Genomic DNA, 17,622 nt, shown 5'->3' on the forward strand with positions numbered 1-17,622 from the left:
CGAACTGGCGATAGAAGCGAGGACACAAAAGCTATCAAAGGCAAAAGACTATTCGGGAAGGAATGCCAATATGTCGAAGGACTTGGACGCCATGCAGGACGATATGGTCGACCCCGAGATCCGCCGCTTCGTCGATGCGATCAACGCGGCCTATGCCGAGCATGGCGTACCGGGGGCAGACATGGCGACCCGGCGCAATATAGCGGAGCGGGTGCGCCAATCATGGCGCGAGGCTGGCCCGATCATGGCCGAAAGCCGCAACATCGCGGTGGACGGCATAAGGCTGCGGCTGCACCGCCCGGTGGCGGACGGCGCGCTACCGGTGATGCTCTATCTCCATGGCGGCGGCTGGACTTTGTTCAGCATCGACACGCACGACCGGCTGATGCGCGAATATGCGGCGCGCGCCGGGATCGCGGTGGTCGGTATCGACTACAGCCTGTCGCCCGAGCATAAATTCCCGGTGGCGCTGGAGCAATGTTCGGCGGTGCTCGACTGGATCGTCGCCCATGCCGAGGCTTTGGGGATCGATGCGGAGCGCGTGCTGATCGGCGGAGATTCCGCGGGAGCGAACCTGTCGGTCGCGACGTGCCTGCTGCGGCGCGACCAGGGCAAGGCGCTCCCCGCGGGGATGGTGCTCAATTACGGCGCCTTTGCACCCGATCACCTGCCGAGCTATGCCCGCTATGGCGAGGGCTTTTCGCTCGAGGTCGAGGAGATGGATATCTTCTGGGACAATTATGTCGACGGTCCGGCGCAGCTGAACGACCCGCTGGTGGCGCCGCTGCATGCCGATCTGGCGGGGCTGCCGCCTGCGTTCGTCGCGATCGCCGAGTGCGACATCTTGGCCGACTGCAACGATGCGTTCGCGGCGAAGCTATCCGGCGCGGGGGTGCCGGTGCGCACCGAGACTTATGCCGGGGCGACGCACAGCTTCCTCGAGGCGATGTCGATTTCCTCGCTCGCGCGGCGGGCGCTCGATGAGCAGGCGGCGTGGATCGGCGAGACGGTCGGGCATGGCCGGGCGCTTTGAGCCGCGCCACGCGGGCGATCCCGCGCGGCTGATCGCCGCGTATCCGCTCGGCTGGCTGGTGTCCGCGAGTTTCAACGCGAGCCCCCTGCCCCTGCTCGCCGAAACCGGCGCCGACGGCGCGATCGTGTCGCTGTTCGGGCATTGCGCGCGGAACAACCCGCTCGTGGCCGATTTTCGGACCGATCCCAGGGGGCTGATCCTGTTCAACGGACCGCGCGGCTATGTCTCGCCGTCGCTGCTGTCGAAGCCCGACTGGGCGCCGACTTGGAATTATGCGGTGCTGCGCTACCGCGTCGAGGTCGAGCTGGTCGAAGGTGAGACGCGCGAGGCGATCGAGCGGCTGGTCGATGCAATGGAGCATGGCAACTGGTCGACCGAGCGGGTCGGGCCGCGCTATGAGACGATGCTGACGCATATCGTCGCGTTCCGGGCGCATGTCCGGTCCGCCGAGCCGGCGTATAAGCTGGGGCAGGACGAGAGCGCCGAAGGCTTTGCCGAGATCGTCGCCGGGCATCCCAACCGGGTGCTGGCCGAATGGATGGAGGGACAGAGGTGAAGCTTTTCTTCGACGAGCGGCAGGCCGAGCATGCGCCCGAGCGCGAGCTGCACAATGGCGAGTTCGTGCCCTATGCCGAGACTGTCGAGCGGCCGCGGTCGATCGTCGGCGCGCTCGACGACTGGCAGCCGGTGCGCGATTTCGGGATGGAGCCGCTGCGCGCGGTGCACGACGCCGACTATCTGGCATTCCTCGAACGCGCGTACGACGGCTGGGTCGCCGCGGGGCGCAGCGGCGATGCGATCGGCTACAGCTTTCCGGTGGTGCGGCGGCGGGCGCTGAAATTCGCGCGGATCGATGCCGAGATCGGGCTCTACAGCTTCGACGCCTCGACCCCGATCGCGGCGGGGACCTGGACCTCGGCCTATTGGTCGGCGCAATGCGCGCTGACCGCGCTCGAGCGGCTGACCGCGGGCGACAAGCATAGCTTCGCGCTGTGCCGGCCGCCGGGGCATCACGCCGGGCGCGACTATATGGGCGGCTATTGCTACCTAAACAACGCGGCGATCGCGGCGCGCCGTGCGCAGGCGCTCGGACTGGGGCCGGTCGCGATCCTCGACATCGACTATCACCACGGCAACGGGACGCAGGACATCTTCTACGACGATGCGAGCGTCTTCTTCGCGTCGATCCATGCCGATCCGGCGACCGACTACCCCTTCTATTGGGGCCACGCCGACGAGCGCGGCGAGGGGGCGGGCGAAGAGGCGACGCTGAACCTGCCGCTGCCGCGCGGGACCGATGGGGCGGCGTACCGGCCGGCGCTGGATAGGGCGCTGGCGGCGATTTCGGATTGGGGCGCGAAATGCCTGATCGTCTCGTTCGGGGCCGACACGCACAGCAGCGATCCGATCTCGAACTTCTTGCTCGAGCGGCCCGATTATGTCGAGATCGCGGGGGCGATATCGGGGCTTGGGCTGCCGACTTTGATCGTGATGGAGGGCGGTTATGCCGTCGGCGACCTGGGGGCGAACGTCGCGGCGTTTCTGTCGGGGTTTTAAAATACGATCCTCCCCACGCGCAGCGGTGGGGAGGTGGCAGCCTGCAAGGCTGACGGAGGGGTCGACGCCGTCAGGCGTCGGCGCAACCTTTCGACACCTCCACCACGCCCTCCGGGCGCGGTCCCCCTCCCCAACGCTTCGCGATGGGGAGGATCTTGCACCTCAATTCAGGCTGAACCGCAGCGTTGCGCCCAAGGTACGCGGGCGGGTGACCGAGCCGGCGAAGGAGAAGGGCGCGTTCAGGATGCCGTACTGGTTGAACAGATTCTTCGCGAACAGCCCGAGTTCGACCCGCTCGGCGACGGTCACCGAGGCGTTGAGATCGACGATGTGATAGTCACCCTTCTCGAGCGCCGCGCCGAACGCCACCGGCGCCGCCGACATATAGCGGTGCGCGATGCCGAAACGCGGCTTCATCGGCGCGTCGGGGAAATTGAGGTCGATGCTGTTCGCGAGGATCCAGTCCGACGCCCCCGGCAGTTGCGTGCCCTTCGCATAGCCGCCACCCGGCGCGAAGCTGTCGGGCAGGAGCGACGACAGCCGCGCGTCGTTGTAGGTGACGTTCGAGGCAAAGGTCAGATTGCGCGTCGGACGCAGCGTCAGGCTGATCTCGACCCCGTCGACGTCGGCGCCGCCGCCGTTCACGGTATAGGCGTTGAAGGTGGTCGGGGTGAACAGGCGCGCCTGGACATTGTCCCAGTCGATGTGGAAGGCGGTGACGTCGACGCTGAGCGTCTTGTCGATCAGGTCGAAGCGCGTGCCGACTTCGAAGTTCTTGGTCGTGTCGCTTTCGAAAGTCAGCGGCAAACCGGGCACCGCTCCCGAATAGACGTTGATCCCGCCGATGCGGAAACCCTCCGAATAGAGCGCATAGACCATGACGTCGTCGTTGGGCTTGTACGTCAGCGAGACCTTCGGGATGAAATCCGAATCCTTGCTGGTCCCCGGCGCGAAATCGAAGGGCGGGATCAGGTTGGCGTTGGGCAGATATTGCAGGCGCGGGCTCGAGCGATATTCGAACAGGCGCCCGCCGACGGTCAGCGTCAGCGCGTCGACGATGTCGAACGAGGCTTCGCCGAACACCGCCTTTTCGGTGACGCGGTTGCTGCTGACGGTGCGCGTCGCGAGATCGCCTGGGGCGAGCGTGTCGCCCGACTGACCGCCGAACAGCCCCGGATTGGCGTCGATATAATCCCCGATCCCCTCGATGAAGGTGCCGTCGGTGTTGGCCGAGCGCAGGCGGGTGTAATTGGCGCCGATCAGCCAGCGGAAGCGGCCGGTGTCGGGCGACGCGAGCCGCAGTTCGCCATATTCGGTCTTCGACTTGCCGTTGCTGCTCGCGAGTTCGGGGGTGCCGGTGCGCGGGTCGTTGCCGCCGAAGATCGAGTTGTCGAAGGCGAGATTGGCCTTTTTCTCGGTATAGCTGCCGATCGCGGTCAGCGTCGCGAAGCCGAGGCCCTGTTCGAGCTTCAGGCTGTGGAGCATGAAGCTGGTGTCCTGGAATTCGGCGACGTTGGTGGCGCGGTCGAAGGTTTTCGGCGGGCCGAAGATCACATAGGTCTGATCGTCGAGATCATATTCCTGGTACATGCTGAGCGCCGAAATCGTCGTCGTCTCGGTCGGGGTGAAGACGATCGAGCCGCGCAGGCCGCGGACGCGCAGATCGTTGCTGCCGTCCTCGCCGAGCAGGGTGTTGTCGAGATAGCCGGCGTCGACACGCTGGAGCGCGACGAGGCGCACCGCGAGCTTGTCGGTGGCGATCGGCAGGTTGACCATCGCCTTGACGCCGTAATTCACCTCGCCCGCGCGCTTGGTCGAGGAGAGATTGCCCTCGAACCCCGCGTCGAAGCCGCCGGGGTCGGCCTCGTTCACCACATAGTTGATCGCGCCGCCGAGCGAGGAGGAGCCGAAGAGCGTGCCCTGCGGTCCGCGCAGCACCTCGACGCGGTTGACGTCGAAGCTGTCGACGTCGGGGATGACGAGCGGAAAGCCGGGCTCGATCAGCGGGACCTGGTTGAGATAATAGCCGGTCGTCGCCTGGTTAGCCTCGTGATAGGTGGTCGAGGCGATGCCGCGGATCACGACTTCGGAGACGCCCGGCTGGTAATCGTTGAACACCACGCCGGGGACGCGGGTGATATAGTCGGAGAGGCTCTGCGCGTTGAGCTTCTGCAGCGTCGCCTCGCTGACCGCCGACACCGAGCCGGGGACGTCGCGCACCGACTGTTCGCGCTTGGCGGCGGTGACGACGATCTCGCTGTCGTCGGTCGGCGCGGCGGCCGCCTCCTGCGCCATCGCCGACGATGCCTGGCCGAGTGCCAGCGCCGAAATCCCCCACCATGCGACCCGCTTTACCGATGCAATGGACATGCTTGCCTCCCTGATTGCGACTGCGATGCAATTCCGACATTGAAGCTATCAGGTTCAAACGGCGTGTCGGCGAGGGTCGGGCCATAATCGCGTCCTATCGGGCCAGCGCCGCGCGACGCGCTGCGGGGGCGGCGCAGGCGATTTGCCCGAACGCTGGATTGGCGGGCCTGATCGGCGCAGTAAGCCAGAGGCCAAGCCATAGACTGGATGCCGGTGACGATCGGACGGGAGGAAAGATATGCGCGGTTTGGACGGGGCGACGCGGCGGCAGTTCCTGGCCGGCACGGCGTCGCTCGCGCTGCTCGCGCACGCGCCCGGCTCGGCCAAGGCGACCGCACGCTGGCCCGCGGTCAAGCCGCCGGTCTCGCCGCGGATTTCGCATGTCATCGAGCAACTCGGTCGCACGCGCGACGATGCTTATTCGTGGATGAAGTTCCTGCCGGCAGAGGGCGAACGCACGCGGACCAACCTGCCCGCGCCGGTCGCGAAGATGCTGGGCGACGAAAATGCCTATGCCGAGGCGGTGCTGGCACCCGTGCGCGGCGTGCAGGATGAGCTGGTCGCGGCGATGCTCGCGCGCTCGGCGGGCGCCGTCGCCGCGCCGGCGATCGTCCGCGGCGGCTGGGCCTATTCGTCGGCGCTCCCCGAGGGCGCGGTGCATGCGGTGTACAGCCGGCGCAAGGGCGACGGCCCGATCGAGACCCTGGTCGACGAAGCCAAACGCGCCGCGGGCCAGCCCTATTATCGCAGCACCGGGCACCAGCCGAGTCCCGACCAGCGCTGGTTCGCCTGGGCCGAGGACGTCATCGGCAACGACCGCCACCGCATCTGTATCCGCGACAACGACAGCGGCGAAATCCGCACGCTCGTCGAAAAGGACGCCTATGGTTATGGCGGGCTGGTCTTTGCGCCCTCGTCGCAGTGGCTGTTCTGGATCTGGCGCGACGCGCTTAACCGGCCGACGCGGCTCTATCGCACGTCGCTCGACGGCCAGACCACGGCGCTGGTTTATGAGGAGAAGGACCCCGCGATCTTCATGGGGGTCAAGCGCACCGCCGCCGACGGCTTTGTCGCGTTGACCTTGTCGGGACCGGAGACCGCCGAGGTGCGGCTGGTCGCGGCGGGCGACGAGAGCGGCGAACCGCGCGTCGTGTGGCCGCGCAAGTCGGGCGTGCGCTACGAGATCGACGAGTGGGACGGCGGCCTGATCGCGGCGACCGATGCGGACGGTGCCTTCGACATGAAATTGCTGAAGCTCGATCCGAAAAGTTTCGAGACGGTGGCGACCTTGGTGCCGCACCGGTCGGGGGTGCCGATATTGCAGGTGCAGCCCTTCGCGGCGGCGCTGGTGCGGCTCGAGCGCGTCGAGGGGTTGCACCAGCTTGTGGTCCAGCGCGCCGACGGGAGCGCGGACAAGATCGCGTTCGACGATCCCGCTTATGCGATCGAGCTGCCCGCCGAGCAGGATTATGCCGCGCCCGCGGTGCTGATCGTCCATGAATCGCCCAAATCGCCGCGGCGCTGGATTTCGGTCGATCTGAAGAGCGGCACGCAGACGGTCGTGCAGGAGCAGGCGGTCGCGGGTTTCGACCCCGACGATTATGTCGTCGAGCGGCTGATGGCGCCGGCGCCCGACGGCGAGACGGTGCCGATCACCCTGCTCTCGCGGCGCGGGGCGCCCAAGGACGGCAAGGCGCCGCTGCTGCAATATGGCTATGGCGCCTATGGCATAAACAGCGACCCGCTCTTCTCGATCCCAGCGCTGGCGCTGGTCGACAAGGGGTGGCGATACGCGATCGCGCATGTGCGCGGCGGGTCCGAGAAGGGCCGGCGCTGGTTTCTCGGCGGGCGGAAATTCACCAAGCGCAACAGCTTCACCGACTTCGTCGCCTGCGCCGAATATCTGGCGAATGAGCGTTATACCGCCAAGGGCAAGGTCGTCGCCTACGGCCTGTCTGCGGGGGGGCTCCTGGTCGGGGCGAGCATGAATATCGCGCCGAGCCTGTGGGGCGGCGTGATCGCCAAGGTGCCGTTCGTCGACATGCTCAATACGATGAGCGACGCCGCGCATCCGCTGGTGCCGCTGTTCCGCCCCGACTGGGGCGACCCGCTCGCCGAGGAACGCGCGTACGACTATATCGCCTCGATCTCCCCCTATGAGAATGTGCGCGCGGCGCCCTACCCGCCTTTGCTGTGCACCGCGGGGCTGAAGGACGACCGCGTGTCCTATTGGGAGCCCGCGAAGCTGGTCGCCGAGGTACGGCACAAGTCGACGAGCGGCAATCCGGCGCTACTGCTGACCGACATGGACAGCGGGCATCAGGGCAGCGGCGATTTGAAGAGCGAATATCGCGAATATGCGCTGTTCTGGGCCTTTGCGATGCGCTGCGTGGGTTAGCGTTGCGTAACCCCATCTATTGGCATAGCATGTGCCAATAGATGGGGGGAGGATTCGCGCGATGAAGAGGCTTGGAACGAGCGCGTTGGCGGCGGCCTTGTTGCTGGCGCCCGCGCAGGCGGCGCCCCCGCCCCCGAACGCCGCGGCGAAGCGCCCGAACGTCGTCATCCTGCTTGCCGACGACTGGGGCTTCAGCGACGTCGGGGCGTTCGGCGCCGAGTTCGCGACGCCCAACATCGACGCGCTCGCCTATGCGGGGATGCGCTTTTCGAATTTCCATGTCGCGGGCAGTTGTTCGCCGACACGCGCGATGCTGCAGACGGGAGTGATGAACCACCGCAACGGGCTGGGCAACATGCCCGAGACGATCCCCGACGCGCACCGCGGCAAGCCGGGGTACGACACGGTGATGAACCACCGCGTGGTGACGATCGCCGAGCTGTTCGGCGCGGCGGGCTATCGCACATATCTGACCGGCAAATGGCATCTGGGGAGCGATGCCACGCGGTTGCCCGAGGCGCGCGGTTACGACCGTGCCTTCAGTCTGGCCGACGCCGGCGCCGACAATTTCGAGCAGCGCCCGATCGAGGGCATGTACGACACCGCCGCCTGGACCGAGAACGGCCGGCCATCAACGCTGCCCAAGGACTTCTATTCCTCGACCTTCGTCGTCCAGAAGATGATCGACTATATCGACGCCGACCGCGCGAGCGGGAAGCCCTTCCTGGCATCGACCAACTTCCTGGCGAACCATATCCCGATCCAGGCGCCCGACAGCGACATCGCGCGCTATTCGGCGATGTATCAGGATGGCTGGACCAGGTTGCGCGAAGCGCGGGCGAAGCGCGCCGCCGCACTGGGGATCGTGCCCGCGGGCGCGCCGATGGTCACGATGGCGACGACCCCCGACTGGGCGAAGCAGAGCGAAGAGGAGCGCGCCGCGGCGGTGCGGGTGATGCAGGCCTATGCCGGCATGGCGACCGCGATGGACCGCGAGGTCGGGCGGCTGATCGCGCATCTGAAAGCCACCGGGCAGTATGAGAATACGATCTTCGTCTTCCTGTCGGACAATGGCGCCGAGCCGACCGATCCGTTCCACAGCCTGCGCAACCGGCTGTTCCTGGACATGCAATATGATCTGTCGACCGCCAATATCGGGCGGCGCGGCAGTTTCGGCGCGATCGGGCCGGGCTGGGCGAGCGCGGGGGCCTCGCCTTTGTCGGGCTACAAGTTCAGCGCGGCCGAAGGCGGGCTGCGCGTGCCGCTGATCGTGACGTGGCCGGGGAACAAGACCATTCGCGCCGGGGCGGTGAACGGCGGGCTGGCGCATGTCACCGACATCCTGCCAACGCTGGCCGAACTGGCGGGGGTCGCTGATCATGGCGGCAGTTGGAAGGGCAAAGCGGTCGAGCCGGTGACCGGGCGCAGCCTGGTGCCGATGCTGGGCGGTACGGCGGGGAGCGTGCATGGCGACGATCCGCTGGGTTATGAGCTGTCGGGCAACAGCGCGCTGTTCCGCGGCGATTACAAGCTGGTGCGCAACCTGGCGCCGACGGGCGACGGGAAGTGGCGGCTCTACGACCTGAAGAGCGATCCGGGCGAGACCAAGGACCTGTCGGGGACAGAGCCCGCGCGCTTCGAGGCGATGATGGCCGACTACCGCGCCTATGCGAAGGACAATGGCGTGCTCGACATGCCCGCGGGCTACACCGCCGACGAGCAGATCAACCAATATGCGTGGGAACAGCAGGGCAAGAAGCGCGCGATCAAGGCCGGGCTGTGGCTGGGCGGCGGGATCGCGGTGCTGGCGGGACTGATCTGGGGCTGGCGGCGCCGGCGGCGTGCGCTGCGTGCGGCGTCAGGCGGGGTCTGAGACCGCCGCCATCAGCGTTTCGACCATATGCGCGGTGACACGGCCCGCTTCCTCGGCGGTCAGACCCTGGTCGTGGCGGAGCGCGCGCCAGGTCTGGAACGACAGCGCGGCGCACAGCCCCTCGACGCTGAGCTTGTCGAGGCGCACCGCGTCGGGGAGCAGGCGCAGCGCATAGTCGCGCTCGAGCGCGACGACCTGGCCGTACTGCCCCATCAGGAAGGGCGACTGGTAGCGCTTGATGTTCGCGGCGAGGCGGAAGGGCAGCATCGTCTCGAACACGCGGATGCGGCGCCCGACGAGATCGCGGACATCGTCGCGCCAGTCGAGCCCGGCGTAGGGTGCGTTGGCGATCGGCAGCACGCGCGCCGCGATCGTCGCGGACATCTCGCGGTAGAGCGTGTCCATGTCGTCGAACTGGCGGAAGACGGTACGCAGGCCGACGCCCGCTTCCTCGGCGACGCGCGCCGCGCTGGGGGTCAGGTCGCCGCGGTCGATGAGGTCGAGCATCGCGGCGACGATGCGCGCGCGGCTCGACCGGCTGCGCTCGCGGCGACCATCGACGCGCGGCTGCTCCGGCTCCTGCTTCTTCGAGTCCACCCTTGCTCCCATCAGACGTCGCTGGCCCGGTTTGGCGCCGGGGTCAATGGCAGCATGCCCCTTGCGCATGCACCGATATAATGACACGTATCGTGCCATTATATCGGTGGCAATGGCCAAATGGGTGGGGATTGATGAAAAAGCGCTGGATCGTTTCGGGCGTCATCGCCCTGCTGGGGGCGGGGGGCTATTGGACCTATGAGGCGAACAAGTTCCGCCTGCCCGGTCTGCTGCAGGACTGGCGCGACCCGGTGCAGCCGAACCGGCCGGTGGCTTGGGCTGCCGGTCCCGCCGCGACGCCGACGGGCGAGCGGCGGCCGAATATCATCCTGATCGTCGCCGATGACCTTGGCATCAACGACATCAGCCTGAACGGCGGCGGGGTCGCGGGCGGGATCGTCAAGACGCCGAACATCGACGCGCTCGCGCGGCAGGGCATGAACTTCACCACCGCCTATGCCGCCAACGCGACCTGCTCGCCGTCGCGCGCGGCGATGATGACGGGGCGCTATGCGACGCGTTTCGGCTTCGAATATACCGCGGTGCCGGTGCAGTTCTCGGAGAATATGGCGCATGGCGACGGCGTCGGGCCGCTGAAGGCGGTCTTTCACAAGGAGCTGATCACCCCCGACATCCCCGACTATCCCGACATGGGCGTGCCCGCGAGCGAAGTGACCATCGCCGAAGCGGTGAAAGCCGCGGGCTACCATACGCTGCACATCGGCAAATGGCATCTCGGTGAAGCGCCGAAGCTGCAACCGCACGCGCAGGGCTTCGACGAGAGCCTGGCGGTGCTGGGCGGCGCGGCGATGTTCCTGCCCGAGGACGACCCGGATACCGTGAACGCCAAGCTGCCGTGGGACCCGATCGACCGCTTCCTGTGGGCCAATTTGCGCCATGCGGTGACCTTCAACGGCGGCGAACGTTTCCATCCCAAGGGGCATATGACCGACTATTTCGCCGATCAGGCGATCGCGGCGATCGAGGCGAACAAGAACCGGCCCTTCTTCCTATACCTCGCCTTCAACGCGCCGCACACGCCGCTGCAGGCGACCAAGGAGGATTATGCGAAGCTGCCCCAGATCAAGGATCACAAGACGCGCGTCTATGGCGCGATGATCGCGCAGCTCGACCGGCGGATCGGCGACATCATGGCGAAGCTTAAGGCCGCGGGGATCGACGATAATACGCTGGTCATCTTCACCAGCGACAATGGCGGCGCCTGGTACACGGGCATCGCCGACCACAACAAGCCGTACCGCGGGTGGAAGGCGACCTTCTTCGAGGGCGGCATCCGCACCCCCTTCTTCATGCGCTGGCCGGCGAAGATCGCGCCCGGATCGGCGCGCGCCGACATGACCGGGCATATCGACATCTTCTCGACCATCGCGGCGGCGGCGGGTGCGGCGCTGCCGACGGGGCGAACGGTCGACAGCGAGGATATCTTGGCGGGGCCTGCGAAGCGCGCAGCCCTGTTCTGGCGCTCCGGCGATTATCGCGCGGTGCGCGCGGGCGACTGGAAGCTGCAAGTTACCAAAAGGCCCGAAAAGGCCCGGCTCTACAATCTCGCGGCCGACCCGACCGAGCAATATGATCTCGCCGCCGCCGAGCCTGCGCGCGTTGCGGCGATGATGGCGATGCTCGATGCGCAGAACAAGGGCATGGCGAAACCGATCTGGCCGGGGCTGATCGAGGCGCCGGTGCGCATCGACGTGCCGACGAACGCACCGTGGCAGGACGGGCAGGAGTATATCTACTGGACGAATTGAGGTCTTATGATCGTCATCCCGGCGAAGGCCGGGATCTCGACCGTGCATCGAGACGCCACGGCGAGATCCCGGCCTTCGCCGGGATGACGGGGCTTCAAATGCCCTCGCCCACCGTCTCGATCGTAAACCCGCTGTTGGCCAGTTGCAGTTCGTCGCTGCAATGGCTGCACGCGGCGATCATGCGGAGGTCGTGGCCGCAGGGGCTGTGCGTCAGCAGCAGCGGCGGGCCGCGTTCGTCGGCGAACCAGCGGTCGCCCCATTGCAGCAATGCGAGCAGCACCGGGTAGAGATCGCGGCCCTTGGCGGTCAGGCGATATTCGACGCGGTCGGCGTGCGCCGAATAGGGGATGGTCTTCAAGATGCCCTGCCGCACCAGCCGTTCGAGCCGGCCGGTCAGGATGTTGGTCGCCATCAGCGTGTCGCGCTGAATATCGTCGAAGCGGTTGATGCTCGTGAACATCGCGCGGACGACGAGCGTCGCCCAGCGGTCGCCGAACAGCTCGATCATCGTGTCGACCAGCGGGCGCCCGCCGGGGCGGCGCACGTCGCCGTTGAAGCGGCGGCGCTCGTAATGCGGGATCACCTGCGCGAGGCCGGGGCCTTCGCGCCAGGCGACGTCGCGCGGGTCGATTTCGGCATGGCAATGTGCGCACACCGGTACCGGCTCGGTCGCGTGGCCGCAGGTCGAGTGGTGCAGGCGGACCTGGAAATCGCGCTCGGCGGCCTCCCACTTATGCTGCCAGCGCAGCATCATCAGCGCGTTGGGGAACTGGTCGCGGCCCTTCTGGGTCAGCACATAATGGAAGCCGCGGCCGCCCGTCCTGGCCTTCTTGGCGAGGCAATCCTCGTCGACCAGCTTCTTGAGCCGGCCGTTGACCACCGAGCGCGCGAGACCCGTGCGGGCGACGAACTCGTCGAAGCTGTGCGTGCCGAGGAACGCCTGTTCCATGATCAGCAGCACCGGCACGTCGCCGACCACGTCGAGTGCGCGCCAGATTGAACAGGCCCTGATCGTGCGGTCGTGTTTCAAAGGCGCGCCATTCCTTGCTTCACCCCGCCCCTAACGCGGCGGTCCGGCGACGACAAGGCGCATGGGTCGGGAGAGGGAGCGGTGCCCGCGCCCCCTCTTCCCTGGGGAGAGCCGCCTCAAAAGCGCCCCGTCAGCTGCACCGCGATGGTGCGCGGGCGATCGACGATGCCGTTATAGGCGTTGCCCGCGTTGCGCGTGATCGTCGTCGCGAGCGGCATCGAGCTCGCGGTCTGCAGGATGCGCTGGTTGGTGAGGTTGCGGCCGATCAGCGCGATTTCCCATTTATTATCGATCTCGGCGAGCGCGAGGCGGGCGCCGAGCTTGGCATAGCTGTCCTGCCGCGTCCGCGGGTCGAGGTTCGCCGCGGCGATATAGGCCGAGGAGAAATCGACGTTGAAGTTGAACGCGACCTTCATGCCCGAGGTCACCGGGGTCGAATAATCGACGTTGAGATTGCCCGACCATTTGGGGGTCAGCGCGTTGCGCTTGCCGGTATAGTCGCAGAAACCGTTCGCGCCCGGTGTCTGGAGATAGAAGCACTGGCCGTCGGTGAAATTGGTGAATTCGAAGTCGAGATAGGCGATCGCGCCGCTGAGCGTGAGCCCCTCGGTCAGCGCGGCGCGGAAGTCGGCCTCGATCCCCTGCGTCTTTGCCGCGGCGGCGTTGCGGACGTTGAAGTTCAGCGTGCCGTCGAAGATGTTGACCTGCAGGTCCTTGTATTTGGTGCGGTAGGCCGAGATGTTGAAGGCGAAGTCGCGGCCCTTGTATTTGAGCCCCGCCTCGAAATTGTCGGCGCTCTCGTCCTGGAACTCGAACGCGCCGGGCTTGGCGACGGTGGTCGACCCCGGCAGCGAGTTCGAGCGGATGTCGAAGCCGCCGGCCTTGGTTCCCTTGGCGTAGGAGGCGTAGACCATCAAATCGTCGGTCACGTCATACTGGGCGTTGACCATCGGGTTGAAGCTGTCCTCGCTGAGCTTGCCCGAAACGCTGTGCGCCTCGATATTGAGCGCGCGGAACACCGCGGCGACGACCGCCGCGGGGGCGGTGCTGAGCGGGCCCTGGACGATCGCGAGGGTGCGGCTGCCCTTCTTCTTCTCATGGTTGAAGCGCGCGCCCGCGGTGATGCGGAAGCGGTCGCTGAGCGAGAGCTGGCCCTGTGCGAAGACCGAGATCAGGTCCGAGGTCTGGCTGTAGTCGCGGTCGTTGCGCGTGTCGCCGAGCGCGTTGAATGGCGGGCCCAGCGCGAGGAAGGTCGGGTTGAACAGGGTGAAGTCCTGCACGTCGAGCTTGGCATTCTGGTAATAGACGCCGCCGATATAGTCGAAGGTCTCGCCGCCCGGCGAGGCGAAGCGCAGTTCCTGGCTGAACTGGCGGTAATCCTCGCGTAAATTGGTGCCGTCGAGGAAGCTGATGCCCGAGAAATCGACGTCGACGATCTCGCGCGTCTTGTAGTCGAGCAGCGACGAGATCGAGGTCAAAGTATGGTCGCCGAGTTCGAGGTCGGCGTTCAAGGTCGCGCCGAACACCTTGTTGCGGCTTTGATAGCCGTTGTCGGCGCGGACGTAATCGGGGGTCGTATCCACGAAGAACGGCCCCTGGAAGACCGTGTTGTAATTGCCGACCGCGCCGAACACGTCGCGCGGCTGGCCCTTCGCCTCGAAGTCGGCATATTCGAGCTTCAATTCGACTGCGAGCGGCCCGCCCCGGTCGAACTCGACCTTGCCGCGGACATATTTCTCGTCGACATTGGGCTCGTTGCGGTCGAGCTTGGTGTTGTAGAAATAGCCGTCCATCGAGCGGTAATAGCCGACGACGCGCGCCTCGACACCGTCGCTCAAGGGCCCCGACAGCACGCCGTTGAGCTGGAATTCCTTATGGTTGAATTCGTAGAGGCCCGAGACCGAGCCTTCGAATTCATCCGTCGGGCTGCGCGTGGTGATGTTGACCGCGCCGGCGATGGCATTCTTGCCGAACAGGGTGGGCTGCGGTCCGCGCAGCACCTCGACGCGTTCCATGTCGATCAGCGGCAGGCGCGAGAGCTGGTCGCGGCCGTAATAGACACCGTCGACGAACATCGCGACCGACTGTTCGAACCCCTTGTTGTCGCCCGAGGCGATGCCGCGGATCGCGATGCGGTTGGCGATCGCGGTCTGGGTGATCTTGAGGTTCGGGACCGCCGACGAAATCTGTTCGAGGTTGGTTTGGCCGTAATTTTCGATCTGCTTGCCGCTGACCGCCGAGATCGAGATCGGCACGTCGGACAGGCCCTCGGCGCGCTTCTGCGCGGTGACGATGATTTCCTCGAGCCCGCCATTGTCCTCCGTCGCTTCGGAAGCGGGCGCGCTGTCCTGCGCAAAGGCGATTGCAGGGCTGGCGAGCGCCGATGCAGCGAGCAGCGCGACGAAATGCTTCTTCATGATAGTCTCCCTCCCACCATCGTCGGTTCGACCCCCGCGATGTTTTTCTGGCCTTGCGACTCTTACCGTCTTTAAGTATCGTTATGCAAGTCAGATAATGTGAAGAGGATCGAGAGTGCCGAAAAGCGGCCTGCCACCAGCGTTGACGCGCAATTTGCGCCTGCCCGCGATCGCCGCGCCGATGTTCCTCGTCTCGGGCCCCGAGATGGTGATTGCAGCATCCCGTTCAGGCGTGATCGGCAGCTTCCCGGCGCCCAATGCGCGCACCTCGGCGGACCTCGAGGATTGGGTGGGCCGGATCGACGCGGCGCTGTCGAACGATCCCGATGCGGCGGCGTGGGCGGTCAACCTCGTGGTGCATCCGTCGAACAGCCGCCTGCCCGAAGACCTCGCCTGCGTCGTGCGCCACAAGGTGCCGCTGGTGATCACCGCGCTCGGCAGCCCGGCGCGGGTGGTCGAGGAAATCCACAGCTATGGCGGACTCGTCTTCGCCGACGTCAATTCGGTGGGGTTTGCGCGCAAGGCCGCCGCCGCCGGAGTCGACGGGCTCATACTCGTCGCCGCGGGCGCGGGCGGGCACACCGGCGCCACCGCGGGTTTCGCCTTCGTCGAGGAGGTGCGGCAGTTCTGGGACGGGCCGCTGGTGCTCGGCGGCGCGATCTCGACCGGGCACGCGGTGCGCGCGGCGGAGATATTGGGCGCCGACCTCGCCTATCTCGGCACCTCGCTGATCGCCTGCGCCGAGAGCATGGCGGTGCCCGGCTATAAAGACATGGTCGTCGCCGCGGGCGCCGAGGATATCGTGCCGTCGAAGGGGATTACCGGGGTGACCGCCAACTGGCTGAAATCGAGCCTGATCGCCGCGGGCTACGACCCCGCGAACATGCCCGAGGACAAGCGCCCGAACTTCTCCGACGCGCAGGACGATGCCAAGGCGTGGAAGAATGTCTGGTCCGCCGGGCAAGGTGTCGGCGCGGTGCGCGGCGTCGAACCCATCGCGACCATCGTCGATCGCCTCGTTTCCGAATATGATGCCGCCGCCGCAAGGCCGCGCTTTGCTGCCGCCGAAGGAGTCCCCGCATGACCGCCGAGCTCGTCGATACGATCCAGACCACGATCCAGCCGAACGACCACCCCTATATGAAGGACGCGTGGCGCCCGACCTATAATGAGTGGAACGCGATCTTCGCCAATGGCGATGTCGAGGTGATCGGGACGATCCCGACCGATATCGACGGCGTCTATGTGCGCACCGGCGAGAACCAGATCCACGAGCCGATCGGGCGTTATCATCCCTTCGACGGCGACGGGTTCATCCATGCGATCTCGTTCAAGGATGGCCGCGCGAGCTATCGCAGCCGCTTTGTACGCACCAAGGGGTTCGAGGCCGAGAAGGAAGCCGGGCGCTCGCTGTGGGCGGGGCTGATGGAGCCGCCGCACAAGTCGACGCGCCACGGCTGGGGGGCGCAGGAATGGCTGAAGGATTCCTCCTCGACCGACGTCGCGATCCACGCGGGCAAGATCATCTCGACCTTCTATCAATGTGGCGAGGCCTATCGGCTCAACCCCTTCACGCTCGAACAGTTCGGCACCGAAAGCTGGGTGCCGCTCGACGGCATTTCGGCGCATTGCAAGGTCGACCTCGCGACCGGCGAGCTGATGTTCTTCAACTATTCGAAGCACGCGCCTTTCATGCATTATGGCGTCGTCGGAGCGGACAACAAGCTCAAGCATTATATCCCCGTCCCGCTCACCGGGCCGCGGCTGCCGCACGACATGGCCTTCACGAAGAATTACACGATCCTCAACGACATGCCGCTCTACTGGAATGCGGAATTGCTCGAGCGGAACCTGCACGTCGTGCAGTTCCACCCCGACGAAAAGACGCGCTTTGCGATCATTCCGCGCCACGGCCAGCCCGAAGACATTCGCTGGTTCGAGGCGGAGCCGACCTACACGCTTCACTGGCTCAACGCGTGGGAGGAAGGCGACGAGATCATCCTCGACGGCTATTATCAGGAAGAGCCGATGCCGAAATCCTATCCGAACGCGCCCGAGGGGCTCGAGCGGATGATGGCCTATCTCGACCAGGGGTTGCTCAAGCCGCGGCTCCACCGCTGGCGCTTCAATTTGAAGACCGGCGAGACGGTCGAGGAGCGGCTCGATGACCGCGATCTCGAGTTCGGGATGTTCAACCACCGCTATGCGGGCAAGCCGTACCGCTACGCCTATAGCGCGATTCCCGAGCCCGGCTGGTTCCTGTTCCGCGGGCTGGTGAAGCACGACCTGGATGCGCGGACGAGCGAAAGCTACGAGTTCGGCCCCGGCCGCTTCGGCAGCGAGGCGCCCTTCGCGCCGCGGATCGATGCGAAGGACGAGGATGACGGCTATCTCGTCTCCTTCATCGCCGACCTCGAAACCGATACGTCCGAATGCGTGCTGATCGACGCCAAGAATATCGCGGCGGGGCCGGTGTGCCGGATCATCCTGCCCGAACGCATCTGCTCGGGCACGCACACGGTGTGGGCTAGCGGCGACGATATCGGCATGGGCGAAAACAGCGTGCTGGCCGCCTGAC

Annotated in this window: 12 protein-coding genes; 8 read left to right on the forward strand and 4 right to left on the reverse strand. The window is 66.1% G+C overall.

Translation table 11 applies throughout. The features are described from left to right. The first annotated feature begins 70 nt into the window (after positions 1-70). Genes BWQ93_RS08435 through BWQ93_RS08445 form a run of 3 tightly spaced genes read left to right on the forward strand, consistent with a single transcriptional unit; the run spans position 71 to position 2,590 of the window. A complete protein-coding gene (locus tag BWQ93_RS08435; protein ID WP_077030154.1) occupies positions 71-1,033 on the forward strand; it encodes an alpha/beta hydrolase in 963 nt (320 codons plus the stop codon). Further along, positions 1,017-1,589: an FMN-binding negative transcriptional regulator gene (locus tag BWQ93_RS08440; RefSeq protein ID WP_077030155.1), complete on the forward strand. Its 573-nt coding sequence runs from the start codon at positions 1,017-1,019 to the stop codon at positions 1,587-1,589. Before BWQ93_RS08435 ends, BWQ93_RS08440 begins: the two co-directional genes overlap by 17 nt. Further along, positions 1,586-2,590, forward strand: coding sequence for a histone deacetylase family protein (locus tag BWQ93_RS08445; RefSeq protein WP_077030156.1), 1,005 nt, complete (start codon positions 1,586-1,588; stop codon positions 2,588-2,590). Before BWQ93_RS08440 ends, BWQ93_RS08445 begins: the two co-directional genes overlap by 4 nt. Before the next feature lie 162 nt (positions 2,591-2,752). Here BWQ93_RS08445 and BWQ93_RS08450 read toward each other — a convergent pair whose 3' ends face one another. Next, on the reverse strand, positions 2,753-4,960 hold the full coding sequence (locus BWQ93_RS08450) for a TonB-dependent receptor (RefSeq protein WP_077030157.1): 2,208 nt from the start codon (positions 4,958-4,960) through the stop codon (positions 2,753-2,755). Between the two features lie 238 nt (positions 4,961-5,198). Between BWQ93_RS08450 and BWQ93_RS08455 the strand changes: the two genes are divergently transcribed. Together BWQ93_RS08455 and BWQ93_RS08460 are read left to right on the forward strand one after the other, a co-directional pair. Next, positions 5,199-7,358 (forward strand): S9 family peptidase, encoded by a 2,160-nt coding sequence (locus tag BWQ93_RS08455; protein WP_077030158.1) that lies wholly within the window; start codon positions 5,199-5,201, stop codon positions 7,356-7,358. A gap of 61 nt (positions 7,359-7,419) precedes the next feature. After that, positions 7,420-9,231, forward strand: coding sequence for an arylsulfatase (locus BWQ93_RS08460; protein ID WP_077030159.1), 1,812 nt, complete (start codon positions 7,420-7,422; stop codon positions 9,229-9,231). Here BWQ93_RS08460 and BWQ93_RS08465 read toward each other — a convergent pair. Then, positions 9,217-9,828: a TetR/AcrR family transcriptional regulator gene (locus tag BWQ93_RS08465; RefSeq protein WP_232314769.1), complete on the reverse strand. Its 612-nt coding sequence runs from the start codon at positions 9,826-9,828 to the stop codon at positions 9,217-9,219. The genes BWQ93_RS08460 and BWQ93_RS08465 overlap by 15 nt on opposite strands. Positions 9,829-9,962: 134 nt before the next feature. Here BWQ93_RS08465 and BWQ93_RS08470 point away from each other — a divergent pair, with 134 nt between their 5' ends. Then, positions 9,963-11,597: a sulfatase-like hydrolase/transferase gene (locus BWQ93_RS08470; protein WP_077030161.1), complete on the forward strand. Its 1,635-nt coding sequence runs from the start codon at positions 9,963-9,965 to the stop codon at positions 11,595-11,597. A gap of 94 nt (positions 11,598-11,691) precedes the next feature. Here the strand turns inward: BWQ93_RS08470 and BWQ93_RS08475 are convergent, their stop codons facing one another. Both BWQ93_RS08475 and BWQ93_RS08480 read right to left on the reverse strand, forming a co-directional pair. Further along, positions 11,692-12,627, reverse strand: a complete 936-nt coding sequence (locus tag BWQ93_RS08475) for a winged helix-turn-helix transcriptional regulator (RefSeq protein ID WP_077030162.1) — start codon at positions 12,625-12,627, stop codon at positions 11,692-11,694. A gap of 116 nt (positions 12,628-12,743) precedes the next feature. Next, positions 12,744-15,044 (reverse strand): TonB-dependent receptor, encoded by a 2,301-nt coding sequence (locus BWQ93_RS08480; protein ID WP_077030163.1) that lies wholly within the window; start codon positions 15,042-15,044, stop codon positions 12,744-12,746. A gap of 115 nt (positions 15,045-15,159) precedes the next feature. On the opposite strand from BWQ93_RS08480, the gene BWQ93_RS08485 reads away from it, so the two are divergent. Both BWQ93_RS08485 and BWQ93_RS08490 read left to right on the forward strand, forming a co-directional pair. Next, the gene (locus BWQ93_RS08485; protein WP_083720757.1) at positions 15,160-16,128 is read left to right on the forward strand and encodes an NAD(P)H-dependent flavin oxidoreductase; all 969 of its coding nucleotides are present in this window, start codon (positions 15,160-15,162) and stop codon (positions 16,126-16,128) included. Continuing rightward, positions 16,125-17,621: a carotenoid oxygenase family protein gene (locus BWQ93_RS08490; protein ID WP_077030164.1), complete on the forward strand. Its 1,497-nt coding sequence runs from the start codon at positions 16,125-16,127 to the stop codon at positions 17,619-17,621. Before BWQ93_RS08485 ends, BWQ93_RS08490 begins: the two co-directional genes overlap by 4 nt. Position 17,622 lies beyond the last annotated feature (1 nt).

Origin of the sequence: Sphingopyxis sp. QXT-31, assembly GCF_001984035.1 — a bacterium.
Lineage (GTDB): Bacteria > Pseudomonadota > Alphaproteobacteria > Sphingomonadales > Sphingomonadaceae > Sphingopyxis.